Origin of the sequence: Nocardioides massiliensis (assembly GCF_030811215.1) — a bacterium.
Classification (GTDB): Bacteria; Actinomycetota; Actinomycetes; order Propionibacteriales; family Nocardioidaceae; genus Nocardioides_A; species Nocardioides_A massiliensis.
This window is the reverse complement of sequence record NZ_JAUSQM010000001.1, coordinates 937647-959568: the sequence shown is the minus strand read 5'-3', so window position 1 is coordinate 959568 and position 21922 is coordinate 937647. Positions and strand designations below refer to the sequence as shown.

At 71.0% G+C, this 21922-nt stretch carries 18 protein-coding genes, 2 pseudogenes and 2 riboswitches; of the genes and pseudogenes, 10 read left to right on the top strand and 10 right to left on the bottom strand.

Going from position 1 to position 21922, the window contains the following annotated elements:
* Nucleotides 1-17: 17 nt before the first annotated feature.
* From J2S59_RS04875 to J2S59_RS04855, 5 genes are read left to right on the top strand one after another with little or no spacing between them, the layout of a single operon-like run.
* Entirely contained in the window at nucleotides 18-2084 is a 2067-nt protein-coding gene (locus J2S59_RS04875) for a VWA domain-containing protein (protein ID WP_306824873.1), read from the top strand.
* On the top strand, nucleotides 2081-2866 hold the full coding sequence (cobA, locus tag J2S59_RS04870; protein ID WP_068122237.1) for a uroporphyrinogen-III C-methyltransferase: 786 nt from the start codon (nucleotides 2081-2083) through the stop codon (nucleotides 2864-2866). The genes J2S59_RS04875 and cobA overlap by 4 nt, the downstream gene beginning before the upstream one ends.
* The gene (gene cobO, locus J2S59_RS04865; protein WP_306824872.1) at nucleotides 2866-3480 is read left to right on the top strand and encodes a cob(I)yrinic acid a,c-diamide adenosyltransferase; all 615 of its coding nucleotides are present in this window, start codon (nucleotides 2866-2868) and stop codon (nucleotides 3478-3480) included. Before cobA ends, cobO begins: the two co-directional genes overlap by 1 nt.
* On the top strand, nucleotides 3477-5891 hold the full coding sequence (gene cobBC / locus J2S59_RS04860; protein ID WP_306824871.1) for a bifunctional hydrogenobyrinic acid a,c-diamide synthase/histidinol phosphate aminotransferase CobBC: 2415 nt from the start codon (nucleotides 3477-3479) through the stop codon (nucleotides 5889-5891). Before cobO ends, cobBC begins: the two co-directional genes overlap by 4 nt.
* Nucleotides 5888-6868 carry a cobalamin biosynthesis protein gene (locus J2S59_RS04855; RefSeq protein ID WP_068118212.1) on the top strand — a complete coding sequence of 327 codons (981 nt, stop codon included), beginning with the start codon at nucleotides 5888-5890 and terminating at the stop codon, nucleotides 6866-6868. The genes cobBC and J2S59_RS04855 overlap by 4 nt, the downstream gene beginning before the upstream one ends.
* On the opposite strand, the gene J2S59_RS04850 is transcribed toward J2S59_RS04855, so the two are convergent.
* From J2S59_RS04850 to J2S59_RS04830, 5 genes are all read right to left on the bottom strand, one after another.
* A complete protein-coding gene (locus tag J2S59_RS04850; RefSeq protein WP_068118218.1) occupies nucleotides 6842-7546 on the bottom strand; it encodes a (2Fe-2S) ferredoxin domain-containing protein in 705 nt (234 codons plus the stop codon). The genes J2S59_RS04855 and J2S59_RS04850 overlap by 27 nt on opposite strands.
* Nucleotides 7546-8364: an ABC transporter ATP-binding protein gene (locus tag J2S59_RS04845; RefSeq protein ID WP_306824870.1), complete on the bottom strand. Its 819-nt coding sequence runs from the start codon at nucleotides 8362-8364 to the stop codon at nucleotides 7546-7548. Before J2S59_RS04845 ends, J2S59_RS04850 begins: the two co-directional genes overlap by 1 nt.
* A complete protein-coding gene (locus J2S59_RS04840) occupies nucleotides 8361-9413 on the bottom strand; it encodes a FecCD family ABC transporter permease (RefSeq protein ID WP_068125163.1) in 1053 nt (350 codons plus the stop codon). The genes J2S59_RS04845 and J2S59_RS04840 overlap by 4 nt, the downstream gene beginning before the upstream one ends.
* Nucleotides 9413-10405, bottom strand: coding sequence for an ABC transporter substrate-binding protein (locus J2S59_RS04835; protein ID WP_068125165.1), 993 nt, complete (start codon nucleotides 10403-10405; stop codon nucleotides 9413-9415). Before J2S59_RS04835 ends, J2S59_RS04840 begins: the two co-directional genes overlap by 1 nt.
* A 22-nt stretch (nucleotides 10406-10427) precedes the next feature.
* Nucleotides 10428-10615: riboswitch (cobalamin riboswitch) on the bottom strand.
* A 43-nt stretch (nucleotides 10616-10658) separates the two neighbouring features.
* Nucleotides 10659-11384: a cobalt-precorrin-6A reductase gene (locus tag J2S59_RS04830; RefSeq protein WP_068125167.1), complete on the bottom strand. Its 726-nt coding sequence runs from the start codon at nucleotides 11382-11384 to the stop codon at nucleotides 10659-10661.
* On the opposite strand from J2S59_RS04830, the pseudogene J2S59_RS20320 reads away from it, so the two are divergent.
* A pseudogene (locus J2S59_RS20320) lies at nucleotides 11273-11569 on the top strand (hypothetical protein); the annotation flags it as partial. The gene J2S59_RS04830 and the pseudogene J2S59_RS20320 overlap by 112 nt on opposite strands.
* On the opposite strand, the pseudogene J2S59_RS04825 reads toward J2S59_RS20320, so the two are convergent.
* The 3 genes and pseudogenes from J2S59_RS04825 to cobN form a co-directional block, all read right to left on the bottom strand.
* A pseudogene (locus J2S59_RS04825) lies at nucleotides 11453-12865 on the bottom strand (cobyric acid synthase); the annotation flags it as partial. The pseudogenes J2S59_RS20320 and J2S59_RS04825 sit on opposite strands and share 117 nt — an antisense overlap.
* Nucleotides 12862-13605 (bottom strand): precorrin-6A synthase (deacetylating), encoded by a 744-nt coding sequence (gene cobF / locus J2S59_RS04820; protein WP_306824869.1) that lies wholly within the window; start codon nucleotides 13603-13605, stop codon nucleotides 12862-12864. The gene cobF and the pseudogene J2S59_RS04825, both read right to left, overlap by 4 nt.
* Nucleotides 13602-17249 carry a cobaltochelatase subunit CobN gene (gene cobN, locus J2S59_RS04815; RefSeq protein ID WP_306824868.1) on the bottom strand — a complete coding sequence of 1216 codons (3648 nt, stop codon included), beginning with the start codon at nucleotides 17247-17249 and terminating at the stop codon, nucleotides 13602-13604. The genes cobF and cobN overlap by 4 nt, the downstream gene beginning before the upstream one ends.
* Nucleotides 17250-17287: 38 nt before the next feature.
* Nucleotides 17288-17433, bottom strand: a riboswitch (cobalamin riboswitch).
* Here cobN and J2S59_RS04810 point away from each other — a divergent pair.
* The 3 genes from J2S59_RS04810 to J2S59_RS04800 all read left to right on the top strand — a co-directional run bounded on the left by J2S59_RS04810 (nucleotide 17418) and on the right by J2S59_RS04800 (nucleotide 18552).
* Entirely contained in the window at nucleotides 17418-17951 is a 534-nt protein-coding gene (locus J2S59_RS04810) for a histidine phosphatase family protein (protein WP_181642328.1), read from the top strand. It overlaps the preceding riboswitch by 16 nt.
* Nucleotides 17952-17971: 20 nt before the next feature.
* Nucleotides 17972-18232, top strand: a complete 261-nt coding sequence (locus J2S59_RS04805) for a hypothetical protein (protein ID WP_181642330.1) — start codon at nucleotides 17972-17974, stop codon at nucleotides 18230-18232.
* Nucleotides 18233-18258: 26 nt separating this feature from the next.
* Nucleotides 18259-18552, top strand: coding sequence for a transposase (locus J2S59_RS04800; RefSeq protein WP_068122852.1), 294 nt, complete (start codon nucleotides 18259-18261; stop codon nucleotides 18550-18552).
* A 17-nt stretch (nucleotides 18553-18569) separates the two neighbouring features.
* Here the strand turns inward: J2S59_RS04800 and J2S59_RS04795 are convergent, their stop codons facing one another.
* Nucleotides 18570-19622 (bottom strand): IS110 family RNA-guided transposase, encoded by a 1053-nt coding sequence (locus J2S59_RS04795; protein WP_068122853.1) that lies wholly within the window; start codon nucleotides 19620-19622, stop codon nucleotides 18570-18572.
* A gap of 275 nt (nucleotides 19623-19897) precedes the next feature.
* Between J2S59_RS04795 and J2S59_RS04790 the strand changes: the two genes are divergently transcribed.
* A complete protein-coding gene (locus J2S59_RS04790) occupies nucleotides 19898-20392 on the top strand; it encodes a hypothetical protein (protein ID WP_181642333.1) in 495 nt (164 codons plus the stop codon).
* On the opposite strand, the gene J2S59_RS04785 is transcribed toward J2S59_RS04790, so the two are convergent.
* A complete protein-coding gene (locus J2S59_RS04785) occupies nucleotides 20354-21511 on the bottom strand; it encodes an IS30 family transposase (protein ID WP_068122856.1) in 1158 nt (385 codons plus the stop codon). The genes J2S59_RS04790 and J2S59_RS04785 overlap by 39 nt on opposite strands.
* Nucleotides 21512-21922: the final 411 nt, after the last annotated feature.

Below are 21922 nucleotides of genomic sequence, written 5' to 3'. Positions count from 1 at the left end.
GCGAGCGGGAGCCTCACGTGCCAACGATCTACCCCTTTTCTGCCGTCGTCTCGTCCGGTGAGGACCACCTCGGGCTGGCGCTGCTGTTGACGGCGATCAGCCCGTCGATCGGCGGAGTTCTCGTCCGCGGTGACAAGGGCACGGCGAAGTCGACGGCGGTGCGCGGCCTCGCGGAGATCTTGCCGTGGATCGAGGTGTACGACGGGGACCGCTACTCGATCGACCCGCGGGACCTGGGGACCACCTCGCCGGACGGGCCCTTCACCTCCGGGCAGGTGACCCGCCCGGTGCGTCTGGTCGAGCTGCCCGTCGGCGCCACCGAGGACCGGTTGCTGGGCTCGCTGCACCTGGAGAAGGCACTCACGGCAGGGGCTGTGGAGTTCGAGCCCGGTTTGCTCGCCCGTGCGCATCGCGGCGTGCTCTATGTCGATGAGGTCAATCTGCTGCACGACCACCTGGTCGACCTGCTGCTCGACGCGGCGGCGACCGGAACCGTCACCATCGAGCGTGACGGCGTCTCATTGAGTCACGCGGCCCGGTTCGCCTTGATCGGCACCATGAATCCGGAGGAGGGCGAGCTGCGCCCGCAGCTGCTCGACCGGTTCGGTCTCACCGTCCAGGTCTCTGCACCCCGTGATCCGGCCCTGCGTGTCGAGGTCGTGCGGAGGCGGCTGGCCTTCGATGAGGATCCGACGGGTTTCGTGGAGCGGTACGCCGACGAGCAGCAGGACCTCACCCGCCGAATCGCCACGGCCCGAGACCTCGTCGGCAGCGTGCGGGTGAGCGAGGCGGCGATGCTGAAGATCGCCGAAGTCTGTGCCGCTTTCGAGGTCGACGGCCTCCGTGCCGACATCGTCACCACCCGCGCAGCGATCGCCCACGCCGCCTGGGCCGGTCGCGACCGCGTCACCCGGGCCGACATCCGGGTCGCCGCGCTGCTCGCGCTTCCGCACCGTCGCCGCCGCAACCCCTTCGACGCCCCCGGCCTCGACGAGGACCTACTCGACCGGATCCTCGGTGACGACGAGCTACCCGACCCGCCACCCGAGCCGGATGCGGGCCCACCCGTCGACCCGGCCGACCCGGCAGACCCGGCCGATCCGGACGTCGAGGCGCCGGCGCCCTCGCCGGACGGGGGACCGGACTCCCGCGACGCCGGGTCCGACGCCCCGGGGCCCGGGACGGAGGCCACCGACGACGCGCCCGCCGAGGAGTCGCCCAGCGACACGACCCCCCAGGCTCCGCGTACCGGACCAGGGACATCCCTGTCGGCGCCGGCCCCGGCCGGCACGCCGTACCGACCTCGGCTGTTCACCGTCGACGGCACCGGCGAAGGCGCGCCGGGTCGCCGCAGCCGCGCTCTGGGAGCCAGTGGTCGGCGCATCGGCAGCAGCCGCGGCCGTGGCTCGCTGCACCTGGTTGAGACGCTGCGCGCGGCAGCGGAGCGGCAGGCCGTGCGGGGCACGGGTCTCCTCGACGGGCGTCTCCGTCTGGATCCCTCCGACCTGCGCACCGCAGTCCGCGAGGGTCGCGAAGCCAACCTGTTGATGTTCTGTGTCGACGCCTCGGGGTCGATGGCTGCTCGCAGGCGGATGGAGCAGGTCAAGGCTGCTGTCCTCTCCCTGCTCACCGACGCCTACCGGCGGCGGGATCGCGTGGCGATGGTGGCATTCCGCGGAACCAGTGCCGATGTGGTGCTGCCTCCGACCGGCTCGGTCGAGGTCGCAGCCGCGCGGTTGGCGGAGCTGGCCACCGGCGGTCGCACCCCTCTCGCTGAAGGTCTGTTGGCCGCCAGCGAGGTGCTGCGCCGTGAGCGGTTGCGCGACCCCCGAGTCCGGCCCCTCCTCGTCGTGGTCACCGACGGCCGGGCGACCGCAGGTGCCGACGCCGTTGCCCGCTCTCGTGCGGTGGCCGATCACCTCGCACGCCTCGCGGTCCCGTCCGTCGTCGTCGACTGCGAACAGGGACCGCTGCGGCTCGGGCTCGCGACGTCCCTCGCCGCGCACCTGCGTGCGGAGCACGTGCCCATGGCCCAGGTCAGTGCCGACGGGCTCGTCGACGTCGTGACGGGCCGGGTGGCGTGAACAGCCTGGCGCCGCTCGCGCCCGGCTGCGTGGCCCTCGTCGGAGGCGGTCCCGGAGACGCCGGGCTCATGACGGTGGCCGGCCGCGCGGCGATCGAGCAGGCCGACGTCCTGCTGGTCGACCACCTGGCGCCCTCCGGTGCGCTCGCGTGGGCCGGCTCCGCGGCCGAAGTGATCGACGTCAGCAAGCTGCCGCGCGGCGCCTTCACCTCCCAGGAGCGGATCAACGAGCTCCTCGTCGAGCATGCCCGGGGCGGGCGGCGGGTTGTTCGGCTCAAGGGCGGCGACAGCTTCGTGTTCGGCCGTGGCATGGAGGAGGTGCTCGCCTGCGCTGAGGCGGGCGTCCCCACCCGCGTCATCCCGGGCGTCACCTCCGCGGTCGCGGTCCCGGCCCTCGCCGGCATCCCGGTCACGCACCGCGGTGTCGTACACGGCTTCAGCGTCATCTCCGGCCACGTGCCGCCCGACGATCCCACCTGCGGTCTCGACTATGGCGCGCTCGTCGGCTCCGGGACCAGTCTGGTGGTGCTGATGGGTGTGGCCAACCTGTCGGCGATCGCTGATGAGCTTCTCGTCCACGGTCTGCCCGCGGACACGCCGGCTGCGGTGGTGGCGCGCGGTGGCCACCCGGATCAGGAGGTCCGCGCTGCGTCCCTGGACCGGATCGCCGCTGCTGCAACCGGGATCGAGCCGCCCGCGGTGACCGTGATCGGCGAGGTCGCACGGTTCGCCGTACCCACCCTTGCCCCCTTCCACCCCGCTCTGCTCGAGGAGACCCGCTGATGCCCAAGGGACAGCCGCTCACCATCCCCGACGACGGACTCACCACCCGCCAGCGTCGCAACCGGCCGCTGCTGATGGTCCACACCGGTGAGGGCAAGGGGAAGTCCACCGCCGCCTTCGGGCTGGCGCTGCGCGGGTGGAACCAGGGCTGGAACACCGGGGTCTTCCAGTTCGTGAAGTCGGCCAAGTGGCGCATCGGGGAGCAGACCGTCCTGGAGCGTCTCGGTGAGCTGCACGCCGAGACCGGCGAGGGCGGCCCCGTCGAGTGGCACAAGATGGGCGCCGGCTGGTCGTGGTCGAAGAAGCAGGGTGACGAGGAGGACCACGCGCGCGCCGCAGCGGAGGGCTGGCAGGAGATCAAGCGTCGGCTGGCGGCCGAGGCTCACGACTTGTACGTGCTGGACGAGTTCACCTATCCCATCGCCTGGGGATGGGTCGACGCCGACGATGTCGCGCAGACGTTGCGGGACCGGCCCGGACGTCAGCACGTGGTGGTCACCGGGCGCCGCGCCGCGCCCGCGCTGCTCGACGTCGCCGACCTCGTCACCGACATGACCAAGGTCAAGCACCCGATGGACACCGGACAGAAGGGCCAACGGGGGATCGAGTGGTGACGCTGCCCCGGTTGGTTGTCGCAGCCCCGTCCACGGGACAGGGCAAGACCACGATCGCGACCGGCCTGATGGGTGCCCTGCGCGCGCGGGGCCTCACGGTGTCCGGGCACAAGGTCGGCCCTGACTACATCGACCCCGGGTACCACTCCATCGCCACCGGCCGGCCCGGCCGCAACCTCGACCCGCACCTGGTGGGCGAGGACCTGGTGGCGCCGTTGCTGCGGCACGGTGCCCACGGCGCGGACATCGCGGTCATCGAGGGCGTCATGGGCCTGCATGACGGGCGCCTGGGCACCGACGGCTTCGCCTCCACCGCCCACGTCGCCCGGCTCACGAGGAGCCCGGTGGTACTCGTCGTCGACATCGCCCGGATGTCCAGGTCGATCGGCGCCGTGGTCGCAGGGATGGCGGCGTACGACCCCTCGATCGACGTGGTCGGCGTGATCCTCAACCGCGCCGGTTCGGCCCGGAACGTCGCCGAGGTCGAGCGGTCCGTCCGGTTGCCGGTGCTGGGAGTCGTGCCCCCCGATGATTCCCTGTCCTCGCCCTCACGCCACCTTGGACTCGTCCCGGCGGCGGAGCGCGACGGGATCGAGCGCCTCGTCGAGCGGCTGAGTGACCACGTCGCCGCCCACGTCGATCTCGAGGCGATCCTCCAGGTGGCGCGCGCGGCTCCGGATCTGGACGTCGACCCCTGGGATCCCGCCGCCCAGGTGCGCGTCGTCGGCGGCGAGCCGGTCGTCGCAGTCGCAGGCGGTCGCGCTTTCACCTTCGAGTACGCCGAGACCACCGAGCTGCTCCAGGCTGCCGGGTGCCGGGTGGTCCGTTTCGATCCGCTGCGCGACCGGTCGCTCCCGGGCGGCACGCGCGCTCTCTACCTCGGGGGCGGGTTCCCCGAGCTCTATCTGCGACAGCTGGCCGGCAATCGCTCCCTGGTCCGGGAGATCCGCGAGGCCGTCACGGCGGGCCTGCCGACGGTCGCCGAGTGTGCCGGGCTCCTCTATCTGCTCGATGCCGTCGATGGCGCCGCGATGACGGGCGTGCTGTCGGCCAGCGCGGTCATGAGCGAGCGGCTGACGTTGCGCTACCCGCTCGCCCGCGCCGCAGGAGACAATCTCCTCACCCGCGCGGGTGAGGAGGTCACTGCCCATGAGTTCCATCGCACGGCGCTGACGGGTCCCGTGCGCGGCCACGCCTCGGCGTGGGAGGTCGACGGTGAGTTGGTCGGCGTCGCTTCGCCGACCCTGCACGCGTCGTACCTCCACGTCCACTGGGCCGGTCACCCGCACCTCGCGGACCGGTTCGCGCAGGCCGTCGCCGCTGCCTCCCCGGTGGCGTCATGTCACCAGCCTGGCGCGGTCGTGCCCGCCGACGGCGTCGAAGCGTTGCCCGAGCTGCCCCTGCTGCACCACGGCGACCGAGAGGTGGGTGCCGGCCTGGTCGACTTCGCGGTCAACGTCCATTCCGAGTCCCGGCCACCGTGGCTGGAGGAGGCGCTCGCCGCCGGGGTCCGGGCGTCGACGGCCTACCCGGATCCCACCTCCGCGCGTGCGGCGGTCGCCCGCCGCTACGCGCGTCGCGCCGACGAGGTACTGCTGACCGCCGGTGCGTCCGAGGCGTTCGAGCTGGTGGTCCGGCTCAAGGCGTGGCGCCGTCCCGTCGTCATCCATCCGCAGTTCACCGAGCCCCACGCCGCCCTCGAGCGCGCCGGTCACCAGGTCACCTCTGTCCTCCTGCGCGCGGAGGAGGGTTTCCGCCTGGACCCGGAGCAGGTCCCCGAGGACGCCGACCTGGTCTTCATCGGCAACCCGACCAACCCCACGGGCGTCCTCCACCGGTCGGACGCCATCGAGCGTCTGCGCCGCCCCAAACGCCTGGTCGTCGTGGACGAGGCGTTCATGGACACGGTGGCTGGCGAGCGCGAGTCACTGGCGCACGACCGACGACGCGGCCTGCTCGTGGTGCGAAGCCTGACCAAGCACTGGTCGATCCCAGGCATCCGAGCGGGCTACGTGCTCGGCAACGGACGCACGATCGCGGGGCTCGCCGCGCGGCAGGTGCCGTGGTCGGTCTCCACACCGGCGATCCACGCGACCGTCGCATGCCTCACGCCGAGGGCGGTCGCCGAGGCGGGGGAGCGGGCGCTCCGGATCGCGGAGTGGCGTGCGGTCCTGGTGACCCGTCTTCGCGAGCGCGGTGTGGAGGTGCTCGACTCCGAGTCGTCCTTCGTCCTGGCACGGCTGGGACCGGGCACCCGCGAGGCCCTCCGTCGCCGGGGCGTGGCGGTGCGCCGGGCGGACACGTTCCCCGGACTGGATCCCTCGTGGGCCCGCATCGCGGTGCGGCCACCTGGGACGTGCGCGGAGCTCTATGACGCGCTCGACGCGGTGCGCGCCCTCGCACCCGCGTGAGCAGTGGCCGCGCTCGCGCCCTGGGACTGCTCGCCGGGTTCGTCGCCGACCGGCGCTTCGGCGATCCGCGCCGCGGGCATCCGGTCGCCCTGTTCGGACGCCTCGCCACGCGACTCGAGGAGCGCACGTATGCCGACTGTCGAGGAGCTGGTGTCACGCACGCCCTCGTCCTCACCGGCGCGTGTGCCGCACTCGGCATCGCGGTCGAGCGGTTGGTGCGCGAACGCCCCGCGCTGCAGGCCGCCGCCACGGCGCTCGCGACCTGGACGGTACTCGGAGGGCGCAGCCTGGAGCGCGAGGCGCTGGCCGTGCACGCGTTGCTCGCCCGCGGCGACCTGCCCGGTGCGCGGCAGCGACTGACCCACCTCGTCGGCCGCGACACGTCCCGGCTGTCAGCCGATGAGGTCGCTCGAGCTGTGGTCGAGTCCGTCGCCGAGAACACCTCCGATGCCGTCACGACGCCGCTGTGGTGGGGCGCGGTCGCCGGGGTCCCCGGCCTCCTCGGCCACCGGGCCGCCAACACCCTCGACTCGATGGTCGGGCACCGCAACCGGCGCTACCAGCGGTTCGGGTGGGCCTCGGCCCGGCTGGACGACCTGCTCGGCCTGCCGGGGGCGCGCTACGGCGGGCTGGGGGTGCTGGTCGCCGCCCCGACGCGTGCCTCCGGCGCGTGGCGCGCCTGGCGGCGAGACGCCCGCCAACACCCGAGCCCCAACGCCGGTGTCGTCGAGGCTGCCTTCGCCGGCGCCCTCGGCGTACGGCTCGGAGGAGCCAACACGTACGGCGAGCGGGTCGAGGCGCGCGCGGCCATGGGCGATGGGGCGTGGGTCGGGCCGGCGCACATCCCTGCGGCCACGGACCTGGCTCGTCGAGTCGGGGTGATGGCGCTCGTCGGAGCGGTCGTCGTGCTGGAACTGCGTGGGCGCCGCCGCCAGGCCGGACCGGGGTTCTCAGCCGCGCCGACGGGGGAGTCGTAGCCGGGGCACCGGCCGGCCCGCGACGAGGTGCTCGGACACGATCTCCGCGGCGCCGTCCTCATCGACCTTGCCGTACCAGACGTCATCGGGTTGCACGGAGACCACCGGCGCTTGATTGCACGGGAACTGGCAGCCGGTCTGGGTGAGCAGCACGTCGTCATCATCGAGTCCTGCGTCCATCATCGCCACCACGAGGGCGCGTGCCGATCCCTCGGCCCCAGCCGCCGTGCAGCGGGGGCCTCGACAGACGAACACCTGACGCGTGTGGCCGGGAACGTCCTGCCATGCGGGTGAGGTCAGCCCAGGACCCCCGTCGGTGACGTCGCGCGCGGTGCGGACGAGCTGGTGCCACTGTGCAGGGTCGTCGAGGTACGACGTCGCCGTCGCCACTCGCGGTGCCGGGTCGCCATGGGTGCGCCACCAGTCCGCCGCGATCCGTCGCAGCCACGACACACCGGGCCCGCCCGACCCGCCCGAGACCCCCACGAGGATGACGCGGTGGGTCCCGGCGGCGGCGTATCGGTCCAGGACCGCCCCGAGGGACGGGGCTGCGAGCTGGAGGAAGGCGAGGTCGGCACCGAGGTCTGCCGCCAATGAGCGCAGCGCGGGCAACCGGGCGGCATCGGTGGGGGAGGTCCCGACCAGCACGTGGACGGTGGACGTGGCGGTGGCGGTCATCAGACCTCCTGGGAGGGACCGTCCCACACGACATGGGGGCGGAGGAGTCGGGGATGGGAGCTGACGGTTCCGACGACGCCGTACACCTCCTGGAGGAGCGTGGCGTCCAGGGTCGTGATCACCGGGCCGTCGGCGTGCACGCGTCCATGGCGCAGCACGACGACGTCGTCGCAGTACGCCGCGGCGAGCTCCAGGTCGTGCAAGGCTGCGACGACGGTGAGCCCGAGCTCGCGGGCCAGGCAGAGGAAGCGCAGCTGCTGGCCGAGGTCGAGGTGGTTGGTCGGCTCGTCGAGGAGGAGCACCTGGGGCTCTTGGGCGAGGGTGCGGGCGAGGTGGGCGCGCTGTCGTTCGCCCCCGGACAGGCTGCCCCAACCCCGGTCGGCCAGATCGGCGAGCCCGACGAGCTCCAACGCGCGCGCCACGACGGCCTCGCCGTCGGGATCGTTCCCGCTGCCGCCGAATCGCCCGCAGTGGGGGAGTCGGCCGAGGCCGACGACGTGCCGCACGGAGAGATCGGAGGTGGTGGTCGCGTGCTGCTCGACCAGGGCCACGGTCCGTGCTCGGGCGCGGTGACCGAGATCGGTGAGCACACGGCCGCCGACGCGCACGATCCCCTCGTCGGGGGTCCGCAGCCCCGCCAGGACGTGCAGCAGTGTGGTCTTGCCCGATCCGTTCGGACCCAGCAGACCGGTGACCCGACCACCGTGAGCGAGGAGGTCGACCCGGTCCAAGATGGTGCGGTCGGAGAGGCGGACGGTGAGGCCGGTGGCGAGCACGTCGGGGGTCTCGCCGTGGGCGCACAGCTTGCGATGGGTCATGCGCGGGACCTCCTGGCGAGCAGCCAGACGAGCGCAGGTACACCGATCAGCGCCGTCAGGGCACCGATCGGCACTTCTTGGCGAGGGACGATGGACCGGGCCGCCGTGTCGGCCCAGAGCAGGAGTACGCCACCGGCCAGCGCGGCCGCCGGCAGCACGGCCCGATGCCGGTGTCCGACCACCGGCCGCACCAGGTGAGGGACGACCAGGCCGACGAACCCGATGACGCCAGCGAAGGCGACCGACGCGGCCGTGACCAGCGCCGTACCGATCATCAGCGACCACCGGGTCGCCGTGACGGGAATGCCCAGCGATCGTGCCGAGGTCTCCCCGAACGTGAAGGCGTCGAGCCGTTGCGCGTATGCCAGGAACCAGACCAAGGCGATCGCCGCGACGGAGAGCAGGAAGGTGGCGCTGTCCCAGCGCAGGCCGGCGAGTGAGCCCAGGGTCCAGCTCAGCACCCGACGGGCGGCGTCCCCCTCACCGCGCATCAGGGTGACGATGGAGGTGTAGGCGCCACACAGGTGAGCCACGGCTACCCCGGCGAGGATGGTGCGGTGGGGGCTCAACGCCGTCACGCCGCCGCCGAGCGAGGCGATGAGCAACACCGTCGCCAAGGCAACCAGCGCACCGATGAAGGCCGCGATCGGCAGCAGGGTGTGTGCAGCGAGGCCGACGGTGCCGGCGCCGAGAACGATGACGGTCACGGCGCCGACCGAGGCGCCGCTGGAGACGCCGAGCAGGAAGGGGTCGGCGAGGTCGTTGCGCGTCAGGGCCTGGAGGACGGCACCGCAGACGGCCAACACCGCGCCGACGGCAAGTGCACCGAGGACGCGAGGCATCCGCAGCTGCCAGATGAGCTGGTCCTCGAGCACCGTGACGTCCGCGCCACCGAGTCCGGCCCGCCGCAGCACGACCGCGACGACGCGGTCGAGTGGGACGTCTGCGGAGCCGGCTGCCAACGCGACCGCGGCACTGATCATCACGACCAGTGCCGCGACCGCGACAAGGAGGCCCCAGCTGGCAGCGCGCCGTACCGGCGCCACCATCAACGAGCCAGGCCGAGCTCGGTGATCTGGTCGGCGACGGCGTCGGCCCCGTCGACCATGCGCACGCCGGGAGTAGCCTCGGAATAGGCGACCGTGACCAGGGCGCCCTGCTTGACGGCCGTCAGGTTCTGCAGGACCGGGTCCTTCTCGAGGAACGTGCGCTTCTCGGCCGCAGTGGACCAGCTGGCGTCGGCCAGCACGATCACGTCGGGATCGGCGGCGACCACGTCCTCCCAGCTGGCCTCGCCCCAGCCTCGTTCGATGCTGCCGAAGATGTTCTCGGCGCCGACAGCGTCGAGGATCACCTGCGGGCCGCCTGCGCCCCCTCCGACCAGGGGGGTCTTGTCGCCGGAGTCGAACCACAGCGCCTTCAACCCGGCGCCGGGAGCTGATTCCTGGACCGCGGCGAGGGTCTGCTTCTGCTCGTCGATGAGCGTGCTCGCACGCTCTGGTGCACCGAGCAGGGCGGCGACGTCCGTGAGCTCGTGCCACACCGCGTCGAACGTGGGGTCGGGACGGTGGTCCTCCTCGGCGCAGCCAAACGGCGACAGGTACGACGCGGCGCCGAGGTCGGCGAGTGCCGGGCGATCCCCAGCCACCTCCCGGTCGAACGCCGACGCGTAGGAGGCGTAGACCAGGTCGGGCTTCGCCTCGAGGATCGCCTCGTGTGTCGGGTATTCCTCGGCGAGCACCGGCACGGCGGCGTACGCGTCGGCCCACCGTTGCGAGACGGCGTCGTCGAGGTAGGCGGTGCCGGCGAGACGATCGTCCAGGCCCAGGGCCAGGACCACCTCGGTGGCCCCCTGGTTCAAGGTGATGACGCGCTCAGGCGCGTTGTCGACGACGACCTCGTGCCCACAGTTGGTGAGCGTGACCGGGAAGGCCTCCGAAGGGGCTGCCGGCGTGCTCTCGGCCTCGGGCGCGCCAGCGCACGCGGTCAGCAGAGCGCCGGCGAGCAACAGGGCGCAGGGAAAAACGGTACGGCGGACCATGGTGAGTTCTCCAAACCCTCGTGGATGTGAACGCGCCGTGGCCGGTCTCCTGGCTCGCGCATCAACGCCCCACGACCGGCCTTCCCAGGCTCGCACCCAGTGGCCCCGACCCGATCGGGTCGGTGAGGTCGCACAACTCCGCGCTCACAGTGGCGAGGGCCGCGCCGGCATTGAACCGGCTTCCCGTGCACCACGGCGATCGAACGGTATCAACTGACAGCCCTGCGCAGGCTCGCGGTCCAGATGGAGCACATCAGGCCTGCGCCCGGACCCAGGCGCGCGCGGCCCCGGCGTCGCTGACGACCTCGATGCCTGGCTCCGGTGCGGGTCGATCGACGACGACGACCGGGATCGCGAGCTCAGCGGCCGCGGCCATCTTCGGCCACGTGTAGGAGCCCCCGGAGTTCTTGGTCACGAGCACGTCGGCGCGATGCGTCGTCATGAGGGCGCGATCGCCGTCCAGCGTGTAGGGGCCGCGGCTCGTGCGGAGCTCCCACGTCGGCGGTAGGGCAACGTCCGGGACGTCGACCACGCGCGCCAGCACTGCCCTGTGTCGCAACGCAGGCACGAACCGGCTCAGCTCCTGTCGGCCGACGGTGAGGAACGGACGACGGCCGAGCAGAGCGGCCAGGGCCGCGGCCTCGGCGTGGTCGGCGGCCCGGTGCCACGTGGGGTCGATCGGCCAGGCTGGTCGTTCCAGCCGCAGCAGCGGAACGTTCTCGGCAGCGCACGCCGCGGCGGCGTTGGCCGACATCCCGAGCGCGAACGGATGAGTGGCATCGACGACCACGTCGTACGCCGCCAGCGCCGCCCGGAGCCCGGCCACACCTCCGAAGCCGCCGACGCGCACCTTGCCCACCGGAAGTCGTGGACGTGCGACCCGGCCGGCGAGCGAGGACTCCACGTCGACGCCGTCCGCGACCAGCCGGGCTGCCAAGTCGCGGGCCTCCGCGGTCCCGCCAAGCAAGAGCACCCTCATCGGTGCACCAGTTCCGCGCCCAGCACCGGCAGGTCCGCCGGGGCGCCGTCGCGGGCGAGCCCCAGGAGCGAGGCCACGTCGAGGTGCTCCTCGACCAGGTCGGCCAGGAGCTCCAGCCGCCGCTCGCGCGCCTCGGGGAACGACGCCCCCGACGGCGCGAGTCCCAGGGTGCGGCGGAGCAGCTCGCTGCGGAACTCGTCGGACTCGAGACTGCCGTGCCACAGCGTGCCGTAGACGCTTCCCTGCTGGGCTCCCCCGAGAAACTCGTCGGTGCCCGCCTCTCGTGTGACCTCGCCGTGATGGATCTCGTAGCCGGCCACGGTGGTGTCCCACAGGCGGGTCGTCGGCAGGGTCAGCACCTTGTCGGCGCGAAACCTGGTGTGCACGGGCAGGATCCCGAGACCCTCGACGTCGATCCCCGCAGGACCTTCGACCCCGTCGGGATCCTTGATGCGCCGCCCCAGCATCTGGAACCCACCGCACACACCGAGCAGCGGCTTGCCGGCTGCGACGTGTGCGATCAGCGCGCGGTCCAGACCGCGACGGCGCAACCAGCGCAGGTCGGCGATGGTGGCACGGGTGCCGGGCAACACCACGAGGTCGGCGTCGGCGACCTCGCGCGGGTCGGACACGAAGACGACATCGAGGGCGGGCTCGAGACCCAGCGCGTCCACATCGGTGAAGTTGCTGATCCGGGGCAGCCGGATCACCGCCACCCGGCGACGGCCCTCACGACGGTCGCGGCGGCCCTCCAGGTCGAGGGCATCCTCGGAGTCCAACCACAGGTCGGGATGCCACGGTAGGACGCCGTGTACGGGGCGGCCGGTGCGCCGGGTCAGCTCGTCGAGCCCCGGACGGAGCAGGTCGAGGTCACCACGGAACTTGTTGACCACGAAACCCGCTACCAAGCGTTGGTCGGCGGGTTCGAGCAGCGCGAGGGTGCCGAGCATGGAAGCGAAGACACCGCCCCGGTCGATGTCGCCGACGACGACCACCGGCAGATCGGCGTGGCGAGCGAGCCCCATGTTGACGTAGTCACTGGCCCGCAGGTTGACCTCTGCCGGGCTTCCGGCGCCCTCGGCGATGATCATGTCGAAGCGAGCCGCAAGGTCGTCGTACGCCGCGTGGGCGGCGGAGGCCAGGTGTCGCCGACCGGTCGCGAAGTCGGTGGCGCTGACCTCACCGGCGGGGCGTCCCAGCAACACCACGTGGCTGCGCCGATCGGAACCCGGCTTGAGGAGCACCGGGTTCATCGCGGGCTCTGGCGTGACCCGCGCCGCCCGGGCCTGGATCCACTGGGCGCGTCCGATCTCCGCGGTGGTGCCGTCGGGGTTGCGGCACACCATGGAGTTGTTCGACATGTTCTGGGCCTTGTACGGCGCGACGTGGACCCCGCGGCGGGCCAGGGCCCGGCACAGCCCCGTGGTGACGATCGATTTGCCGGCGTCGGAGGTGGTGCCGGCGACGAGGAGGCCGGTCACCGCTCGCCACCCGGTGGGCGCAGCAGGAAGGAGTCCATCACCCACCCCGCCTCGGCCTTGGCCGCCGCCCGTGCCGCGACGATCTCGGGCAGTACGTCGACCACGCGCCCGGCGAGCAGTCGTTCGCTGGGCGCGCCGAGGTTGGCTCCCCACCAGATCCGCCAGCGTGGGTGTGCCTCGAGGGCGTCGAAGGTGGCCGACGAGCACAGCATCGCCACGATGGAGCGTTGGCCGGACACGATGGCCTCGCGCAGGTGCCGAGCGGGGGTGACGTGCACCGGCTCGCCGACCTCGTGCAGCACGATGCGGTGCCGCGCTGCGAGCAGGCTCGGGGCGCTGATACCCGCGACCGCGGTCCAGGTCAGCGTCGGGAGGACCGCGGCGACCTGCTGGACCAGGCGCAGCGTCGAGTCGTAGAGGCTCGGGTCGCCCCAGACGAGGAAGGCCGCGCCACCGTCGCGCGACCGGAGGACGTCGGCAACGGCGTCGACGCGCGCGCGGTGCCAGGCACGCACGGCAGCGGGGTAGTCGACGGGGTCGGCCCGGTCGCGCTCCGGGTCGTCGATCTCCACCAGGTCGAGACCGAAGAGACCGCAGATCTCGCGGCGCACTGCCAACAGCGGATCGTCGGGGCCTTTGCGGAAGGCGATGACGTAGTCGGTGCCGCCGAGGGCGGCCCGGGCCTCGTCGGTCAGGTGCTGCGGTCCCATCCCGAAACCGACCACGACCAGTCGACTCACGCGGGCGGGTCCCCGTCGTTTGCGAGGTCGTCCTGAAGGTCGTCCTCGAGGTCGCCCTCGACCTCCAGGTAGACCTTCTGCAGCGACGCGAGGGTCTCCGGGTCCGGCTCGGCCCACAGCCCGCGCTCGGCAGCCTCGTGCAGCCGCTCCACGATCCCGCGCAGCGCCCAGGGGTTCGACGTGCGCAGGAAGGCCTGGTTGGTCTCGTCGAGCACGTACGACGCGGCCAGCGACTCATACATCCAGTCGTGCACGACCCCGGTGGTCGCGTCGAAGCCGAAGAGGTAGTCGACGGTCGCGGCGAGCTCGAAGGCGCCCTTGTAGCCGTGGCGCTGCATCGCCGCGATCCACCGCGGATTGACCACCCGGGCACGGAACACCCGGTTGGTCTCCTCCTGCAGGGTCCGGGTGCGCACGGCGTCGGGGGAGGTGGAGTCGCCCACGTAGGCCTTGGGGTCGGCCCCGGTCAGCGCGCGCACGGTGGCGACCATCCCGCCGTGGTACTGGAAGTAGTCGTCGGAATCCGCAATGTCGTGCTCGGTGCTGTCGACATTCTTGGCCGCGACCTTGATCCGCCGGTATGCCGTTCGCATGTCGTCGGCGGCCGGTGTGCCGTCCAGGCCCCGGCCGTAGGCGAACCCACCCCACGCGGTGTAGACCTCGGCGAGGTCCTGGTCATCGCGCCAGGCGCCTGACTCGACGACCTGCAGGATGCCGGCGCCGTACGACCCGGGCTTGGAACCGAAGATGCGCATCGTGGCGCGCCGCTCGTCCCCGTGCTCGGCGAGGTCGGCCCGAGCATGCGCCCGCACGAAGTTCAGCTCGTCGGGCTCGTCCAGGTCCGCGACCAGCTGCACGGCGTCGTCGAGCATCGCCACCACGTGCGGGAACGCGTCGCGGAAGAACCCGGAGATGCGCACCGTGACGTCGATGCGCGGCCGACCGAGCTCGTCGAGGCCGACGACCTCCAGCCGGTTGACCCGTCGCGACATCTCGTCCCACTCCGGGCGCACACCCAGCAGCGCGAGGACCTCGGCGATGTCGTCCCCGGCCGTGCGCATCGCGCTGGTTCCCCACACCGAGAGACCGACCGACGTCGGATATTCCCCGGTCTCGTCGAGATAGCGCTGCAGCAGCGAGTCGGCCATCGCCTGGCCGGTCTGCCAGGCCAACCGGGACGGGACGGCGCGTGGGTCGACGGTGTAGAAGTTGCGCCCGGTCGGCAGCACGTTGACCAGGCCGCGCAGCGGCGATCCGGACGGGCCGGCCGGGACGAAGCCACCGTCCAGGGCGTGCAGCAGCCGGTCCATCTCGTCGGTGGTGGCGGCGAGGCGGGGGACCACCTCGGTAGCGGCGAAGCGCAGCGCGGCCCGGACATGCGCATCGGGATGGAGCTGGTCCACTGCTCCCGGGTCCCATCCCGCCTCGGCCAGGGCCGTGACCAGTGCGCGTGCCTGCGCCTCGAACGCGTCGACCTCGGTGGTCGAGGCGTCGTCGGTCAGGCCGAGTGCCGCGCGCAGGCCGGGCACCGCGTTGCCGACACCGCCCCACACCTGGGCGGCACGCAGGACGGCGAGCACGAGGTTGACCAGGGCGTCGCCCGTGGGTGACTGTCCGAGCACATGCAGGCCGTCACGGATCTGGACGTCCTTGATCTCGCACAGCCATCCGTCGACGTGGAGGAGGAAGTCGTCGAACTCCTCGTCGGCCGGTCGCTCCTCCAGGCCCAGGTCGCGGTGCAGTTCCGCAGCGCGCATCAGTGACCAGATCTCGCCGCGGATGGCGGGCAGTTTCCCCGGGTCCATCGCGGCGATGTTGCCGTACTCGTCGAGGAGCTGCTCCAGTCGAGCGATGTCGCCGTAGGTCTCGGCGCGGGCCATCGGCGGGACGAGGTGATCGACGATCGTGGCGTGTGCTCGGCGCTTGGCCTGCGCGCCCTCGCCCGGGTCGTTGACGAGGAACGGGTAGAACAACGGCAGGCTTCCGAGCACCGCGTCGGTGCCGCACGCGGCGGACAGGGCGGCGTTCTTGCCGGGCAACCACTCCAGCGACCCGTGCTTGCCGATGTGCACGATGGCGTGTGCGCCGAAGCCACCGTCGGCCGGCGCAGCCTCCAGCCATCGGTACGCCGCGAGGTAATGGTGGGTGGGCGCGAGGTCCGGGTCGTGGTAGATCGCCACCGGGTTCTCCCCGAAACCGCGCGGCGGCTGGATCATCAGGACGACGTTGCCCGCCACGAGCGTGGCCAGGACGATCTCACCGGCATCGTTGACGAAGAGCCGGCCGGGAGCTTCGCCCCACGCCTCGGTCATCGCCCGGCGCAACGCCGTCGGAAGGTCCCTGGTCCACTGCACGTAGCGCTCGGTCGGGATGCGCACGTGGGCCTCGGTGAGCTGGCCCGAGGTCAACCACTCCTCGTCCTGACCGCCGGCCGCGATCAGCGCGTGGATGAGCGCGTCGCCAGCGGCGGTGTCGTCGTCGAGATCGAGGCCGGGGACGGCGCCGGGGCCCCCGAGGTCATAGCCGGCGTCACGCAAGCGCCGCAGCAGCCGGATCGTCGAGACAGGTGTGTCCAGCCCGACGGCGTTGCCGATGCGGGAGTGCTTGGTGGGATAGGCCGAGAGGACCAGCGCGACCCGCTTCTCGGCGTTCGGGACGTGACGCAGGCAGGCATGGTTGACGGCGATCGTCGCCACCCGTCGGCAGCGCTCGGGGTCGGCGACGTAGTGGGGGAGTCCGTCGGGGTCGACCTCCTTGAAGGAGAACGGCGCGGTGATGATCCGCCCGTCGAACTCCGGGATCGCGATCTGGTTGGCGGAGTCCAGCGGCGTGACACCGTCGTCGCTGGCCTCCCAGTCGGCCTTGCTGCTGGTCAAGCACAGTCCCTGTAGCACCGGGATGTCGAGCGCGGCGATCCGCTCGACATCCCAGGTCTCGTCGTCACCACCGGCGCTGACCGAGGCCGGCACACTGCCACCGGCCGCAAGCACGGTCACGACCAGTGCGTCGAGCGTTCCCAGCGCGTCGAAGAGGTCATCGGGTGCGCTCCGCAGGGAGCCGGCGAAGATCGGCACACCCACGGCGCGGCCGGTCGCGTCCACGGCGTCGGCGAGAGCATGGGCGAAGGCGGTGTTCCCGCTCGCCTCGTGGGCGCGGTAGTACAGGACACCGACGCGCGAGAGTCGCTCATCGGTCGCTGCGGCGGGTCGATCGGCATATCCCCACGCGGGGAGGGCAGAGGGCGGGTCGAAGCCCTCACCGGTCAACAGAACCGTGTCGGAGAGGAACGCGTGGAGCTGGCGCAGGTTGGCCGGTCCACCCTCGGCGAGGTAGCGGTGCGCCTCGGCCGCGATGCCGATCGGCACGGAGGAGAGCTCCATCAGCTCGGCGCTCGGCTGCTGCTCGCCCCCCAGGATGACCACCGGCGTGCCGGCGGCACGCACCTCGGCGAGCCCGGGCCAGAGGTCCTGAGGTGAGCCGAGAAGGCGCACCACCACCAGGCCGGAGCCGGTGGTGCACGCAACGAGGTCGGAGTCGGTGGTGCGCGCGGGGTTGGCGAGGCGGTAGTCCGCGCCGCTCGCCCGCGCGGAGAGCAGGTCGGTGTCTGACGTCGAGAGCAGGCAGATGCGCGTGGACGCGGCCATGGCCGGGTTCCTCCTCCGGGGTTCTCGCCCCGTCAAGTGGTCGGATACGACCCACGGCGAGTGTCTGGCTGGCGACCTGAGGTCGCATCACAGTGGCGGAACCGCCCCGGAGTCTCACCGGGTTCCTGCGCAGCGGGCGTCTTCGCAGCCTACGGGAGGATGCACCGCGTGAGGCAGCCGGTGTATATCGTCCGTCACGGCCAGTCGGAGTGGAACGTCGCCGGACGGACCCAGGGGCAGACGCCCTACCCGGTGCTGACTCGCCGGGGGCGAGCGCAGTCGGAGGATGCGGGCCGATGCTTGCAGCGTGCGCTTGCGGAGCAGGTGTCGGACGTCCGCCTCCACACGAGTGACCTGGCCCGCGCGACCGGGACGGCGAGCATCATCGGGGCCATCCTCGGCTGCGCCCCCCGGGTCGACGGCCGGCTGCGTGAGCGACACTTCGGCGTGCGCCAAGGGTGTCGGCACTCGGTGACGACCCGAATCCTCCGCGTCCCAGGTGCAGGCCCCTTCCTCGGGGTCGAGCGCGCCAGCGCGGTGATCGCGCGGTTGCGGACTCTGCTGGACGAACTGGACCCATCGGTCCCGCACATCCTCGTCACCCACGGGGAGGTGATCCGGTTGCTCACAGACCCCGCGCAATCCACGGTCGCTGCGAACGGGTCGGTCCTCATCCTGCCGCGGACTCCAAGCGCGCAATGATCTCGATCTAGACTCGTGTGGTGAGGTTCGGGTATCCGCAGCCCAATGTCGCCCAGTTGCGGCTCGGCCTACACCTGCTGGTGCTGGCACTGGCTGTGGTGGTGTTGCTCCGGGCGCTCGTGCTCGATGAGGATCGCGCCTGGGCGACCAGTCTGTTGGTCGGTGTGTTCCTCGTGGCCTATGTGGTCCGCACCCGTCTGGCCTCGGAGGGGCTCCGCCTTGTCGTCCTTGGCCCGTTGGGACTGCTGCACGGACAGGTGACATCTGATCTGTGGTGCTGAGGAGCACTGCTGGAAGGATGTTTGCTGTGCCGAAGCCCTATCCCAAGGAGTTCCGTGATGACGTGGTCCGTGTCGCGAGGAACCGTGAGCCGGGAGTTCATCTCAAGCAGATCGCTGCCGACTTCGGCATCAGCGAGTCGTGCCTGACGAACTGGATGAAGTCCGCCGATGTCGAGGATGGGGTGAAGCCTGGAACGACACCTGCTGAGAACGCTGAGAACCGCGAGCTGCGCAAGCGGCTGCGGCTGCTGGAGCAGGAGAACGAAGTCCTGCGTCGAGCAGCCGCGTATCTGTCGCAGGCCAATCTTCCGGGAAAATGACGCTTCTATGCCTCGCGTCAAGCCATCGCGGTCTGGAGTTCGCGGAAGATCGCGCGGCACACGTATCGCTTGAGGCAGCGGCGGATCTCGCGGTTGGAGCGGCCTTCAGCACGTCGACGGGCGACGTAGTCGCGAGTGGTTTCGTCGTAGCTCATCCGCGTGCGGACGATGACATCGAATGCTCGGTTGAGTTGGCGATCGCCTGAGCGGGACAGGCGATGACGATCGGTGTTGCCCGACGAAGCGGGGACCGGTGCAATGCCGCCGAGTGCCGCGAACGCTGCTTCTGAGCGGACCCGGCCGTGATGGGAGTAGGCGCAGATGATGATCGCCGCGGTGACGGGTCCGACGCCTGGCTGGGCCTGAAGGCCGGGAGCGAGGGTCTCTGCAAGCAGGTGAAGCTCGCGGTGGTTCTGCTTCAAGAGATCGCCTTGCTCGACGACGGAACAGGCCAGACGACGAGCCTCGCGCCGAGCGATTGCCGACGGGTCGTGCTGTGCGGCGGCGCGGCTGATCCGCCATGTCGCGATCGTGCGGACCTGCGCGTCGGTCAGGGGCTTGCGCGCATCTATCCCCAAGTCGACGCTGCGCAGCAACGCGAGGAGGGCGTTGCGGTTCGCGGTGCGCTGCTGATCGAGGATCGATCGCGAGGCGAGCAGCACCCGCAGCGCAGTGCGCTGGCCGGCTTGTCGGGGCTTGGCTAGGCGATCGAACTCGCGACCGAGGACCGCTCGCGCTGCGGCTTCGGCATCGAGCGAGTCAGACTTGCCACTGTGAGCATGCGTGCTCCGGGCAGCGGGGCGTACCTCGGCGACGTCGAAACCGGCCTCGCTCAGGGCAGCGGTGATGCCTGCCCCGTAGGACGAGGTGCCCTCGACCGCAGCGAGGACGCTTCCGCTGGTTCGGCGAACGATCCAAGCGATCGCTCGTGCGTTGCCGGCCTTGGTGGTGGGGAAGGTCGCGCCGTCGATGACCGCTCCGGTCGCGGCGGCGATAAGGCAGTAGGTGTGGGTGCGGGCGTGGGTGTCGATGCCGACGACGTGCTCGAACAGTTGGGCAACGATGGTCAACGGAACTCCTGACTCGAAGGGGTGGAGACGTTCCGGCTCAAGCCCGTGGGTCGCTCAGAGTCACATCTGTAATGAGTCACGACCACGATGCAGCCGGTGGTCGGACAGGCTTCTAATCAAGGCATCTGCGCGTGAGGGCCGAACCTCGGCCGGCGTGCGGACATGTCATTTTCAAGACACCACCACTGGGTAGTGGGTCGGATATACCGCGAGTCACGCGCGCAGGCCGAGGTCAGCCTTCCAGCCAGCCACGGGCCAGCCAGCACCCATTACAGATGTACCCGCTCGTCCGCGAGCTGGCTGTCGACGGGATCCCCGTCACGGTGACGTGCCGGGTGCTCAAGATCGCTCGCCAGCCCTACTATCGGTGGCTCAGCGCGCCGGTCACCGACGCCGAGCTGGTCATGGCCTACCGCGCCAACGCTTTGTTCGACGCCCACAAGGATGACCCCGAGTTCGGCTACCGCTTCCTGGGCGACGAGGCGGCCACCGCGGGCGAGGCGATGGCGGAGCGGACCGCGTGGCGGATCTGCTCGCAGCTGGGTTGGTGGTCGGTGTTCGGCAAGCCCAAGCGCGGCAAGGCGAAGAAGCCCGGCCCGCCGGTCCACGACGACCTGTGCGCCGTGGTCGACAAGCACGGCGTCATCCGCCACGAGTTCAAGGCCGATGCCCCGAACGAGCTGTGGATCGGCGACATCAAATGCCGACGTCGGCATTTGAAGTCGGCGGATTCAACCGGTGGGCGCAAGAAGCTCTGCGAGCTTCTCTGATGGTGTCAGATAGCCCAGCGTCTTGCGTGGACGTCCGTTGAGGCTGTCCTGGATCGCGTCAAGCTCCTCGCGGCTGACGACGCTCAGGTCACTGCCCTTGGGGAGGTACTGGCGCAGCAGACCGTTGGTGTTCTCGTTGCTCCCGCGCTGCCAGGGCGAGTGGGGATCGCAGAAGTAGATCGGAATGCCCGTGGCGGTGGTGAACGCGGCGTGCTTGGACATCTCTGCGCCTTGGTCCCAGGTGATCGTCCGGGCCAACGACGACGGCAACGCTGTGATGGCCTTGCGCATCGCTGCCTCGACCTGCTCGGCGCTCTTGCCTTCAGGCAGGTGTAGCAGCAGAACCATCCGGGTGCTCCGCTCAACGAGCGTGCCGACGGCGCTGCGACTGCCTTCGCCGAGGATGAGGTCGCCTTCCCAGTGTCCTGGAACAGCGCGGTCGTCGGCTTCTGCGGGGCGCTCGCTGAGCATCACCATGCCGGGGATGCGGCCGCGGCCGTCGGTGGTTCCGCGAGGCTTGCGTGTAGCTCGTCCGGACCGCAGGCACCGCGCCAGCTCACGGCGCAGCTCGCCTCGGCCTTGCACGAACAGCGACTGATAGATCGTCTCGTGGCTCACCCGCATCTCCGGATCATCGGCGTGATCCAAACGTAGGCGCGCCGCGATCTCCTCGGGCGACCACAGTTGCTCCAGCCGACTGGCGACCTCCTCGAGCAGTCGACCCGACGCGAGCTTGAACGGCTTCGGTCGGCGAGCTTGTTCGCGGGCGCGTTCGTGCGCATGCCAGGCCGAGTAGCCACAGCGCCCGCCGCCACGCTTCACCTCACGGCTGACGGTCGACACCGCACGGCCCAGTTGCTCGGCGATCGCAGTGAAGGTGTCGCCACGATTGATTCCCAGCAGGATCTGCTCGCGCTCGTCGATCGTCAGGCAGCCCGGGCGTGGTTCCCAGCCGAACGGCTTGGCGTCGACGTGCCTGCCGGTCCGGGCCATGATGCCGACCATCGGCGCACTGCAGCCGATCTCCTTGGCGATGTCGACCAGCCGCCAACCCTTCGCGTGAAGCCTGAGCGCGAGCTGCTTCTGCTCCCGGCTGAGATGACCGTGTTTGCCCTGCATCCGGATCCTCCTGTGATCAGTGACTGCCTAATCTCACAGGACCCGTTGCGCTGACCGGTTGAATCCGCCGTCCTATGCCGACCTTGGAACTATGCCGACCACTTCAGCGGTCGCGCAGGTCAACGGCTGTGCTGAGGTTCGGAAGGTCGGCATAGTCGCGTAGTCGTGGTCACGCTTTCAGACACGGGGTGCCTGTCTGGAGGTGTGGTTGATGACGAAGAGATCGCTGACGGCCCGGGCGTATCCGGATCGGGTTCCTCGGGTTCCGGTGGGCCCGTTGGCGCCGACGGTGCTGGGCGAGTGTTCGGCCTGGTTGAGCTTTAAGCCCGGATCCACCGATGGCCATGGCGCTGAGCGCCTGATCCGGTTCGTCTGGTCATGAGGAGCCGCGGGCATGTCGATGTGCCGGAC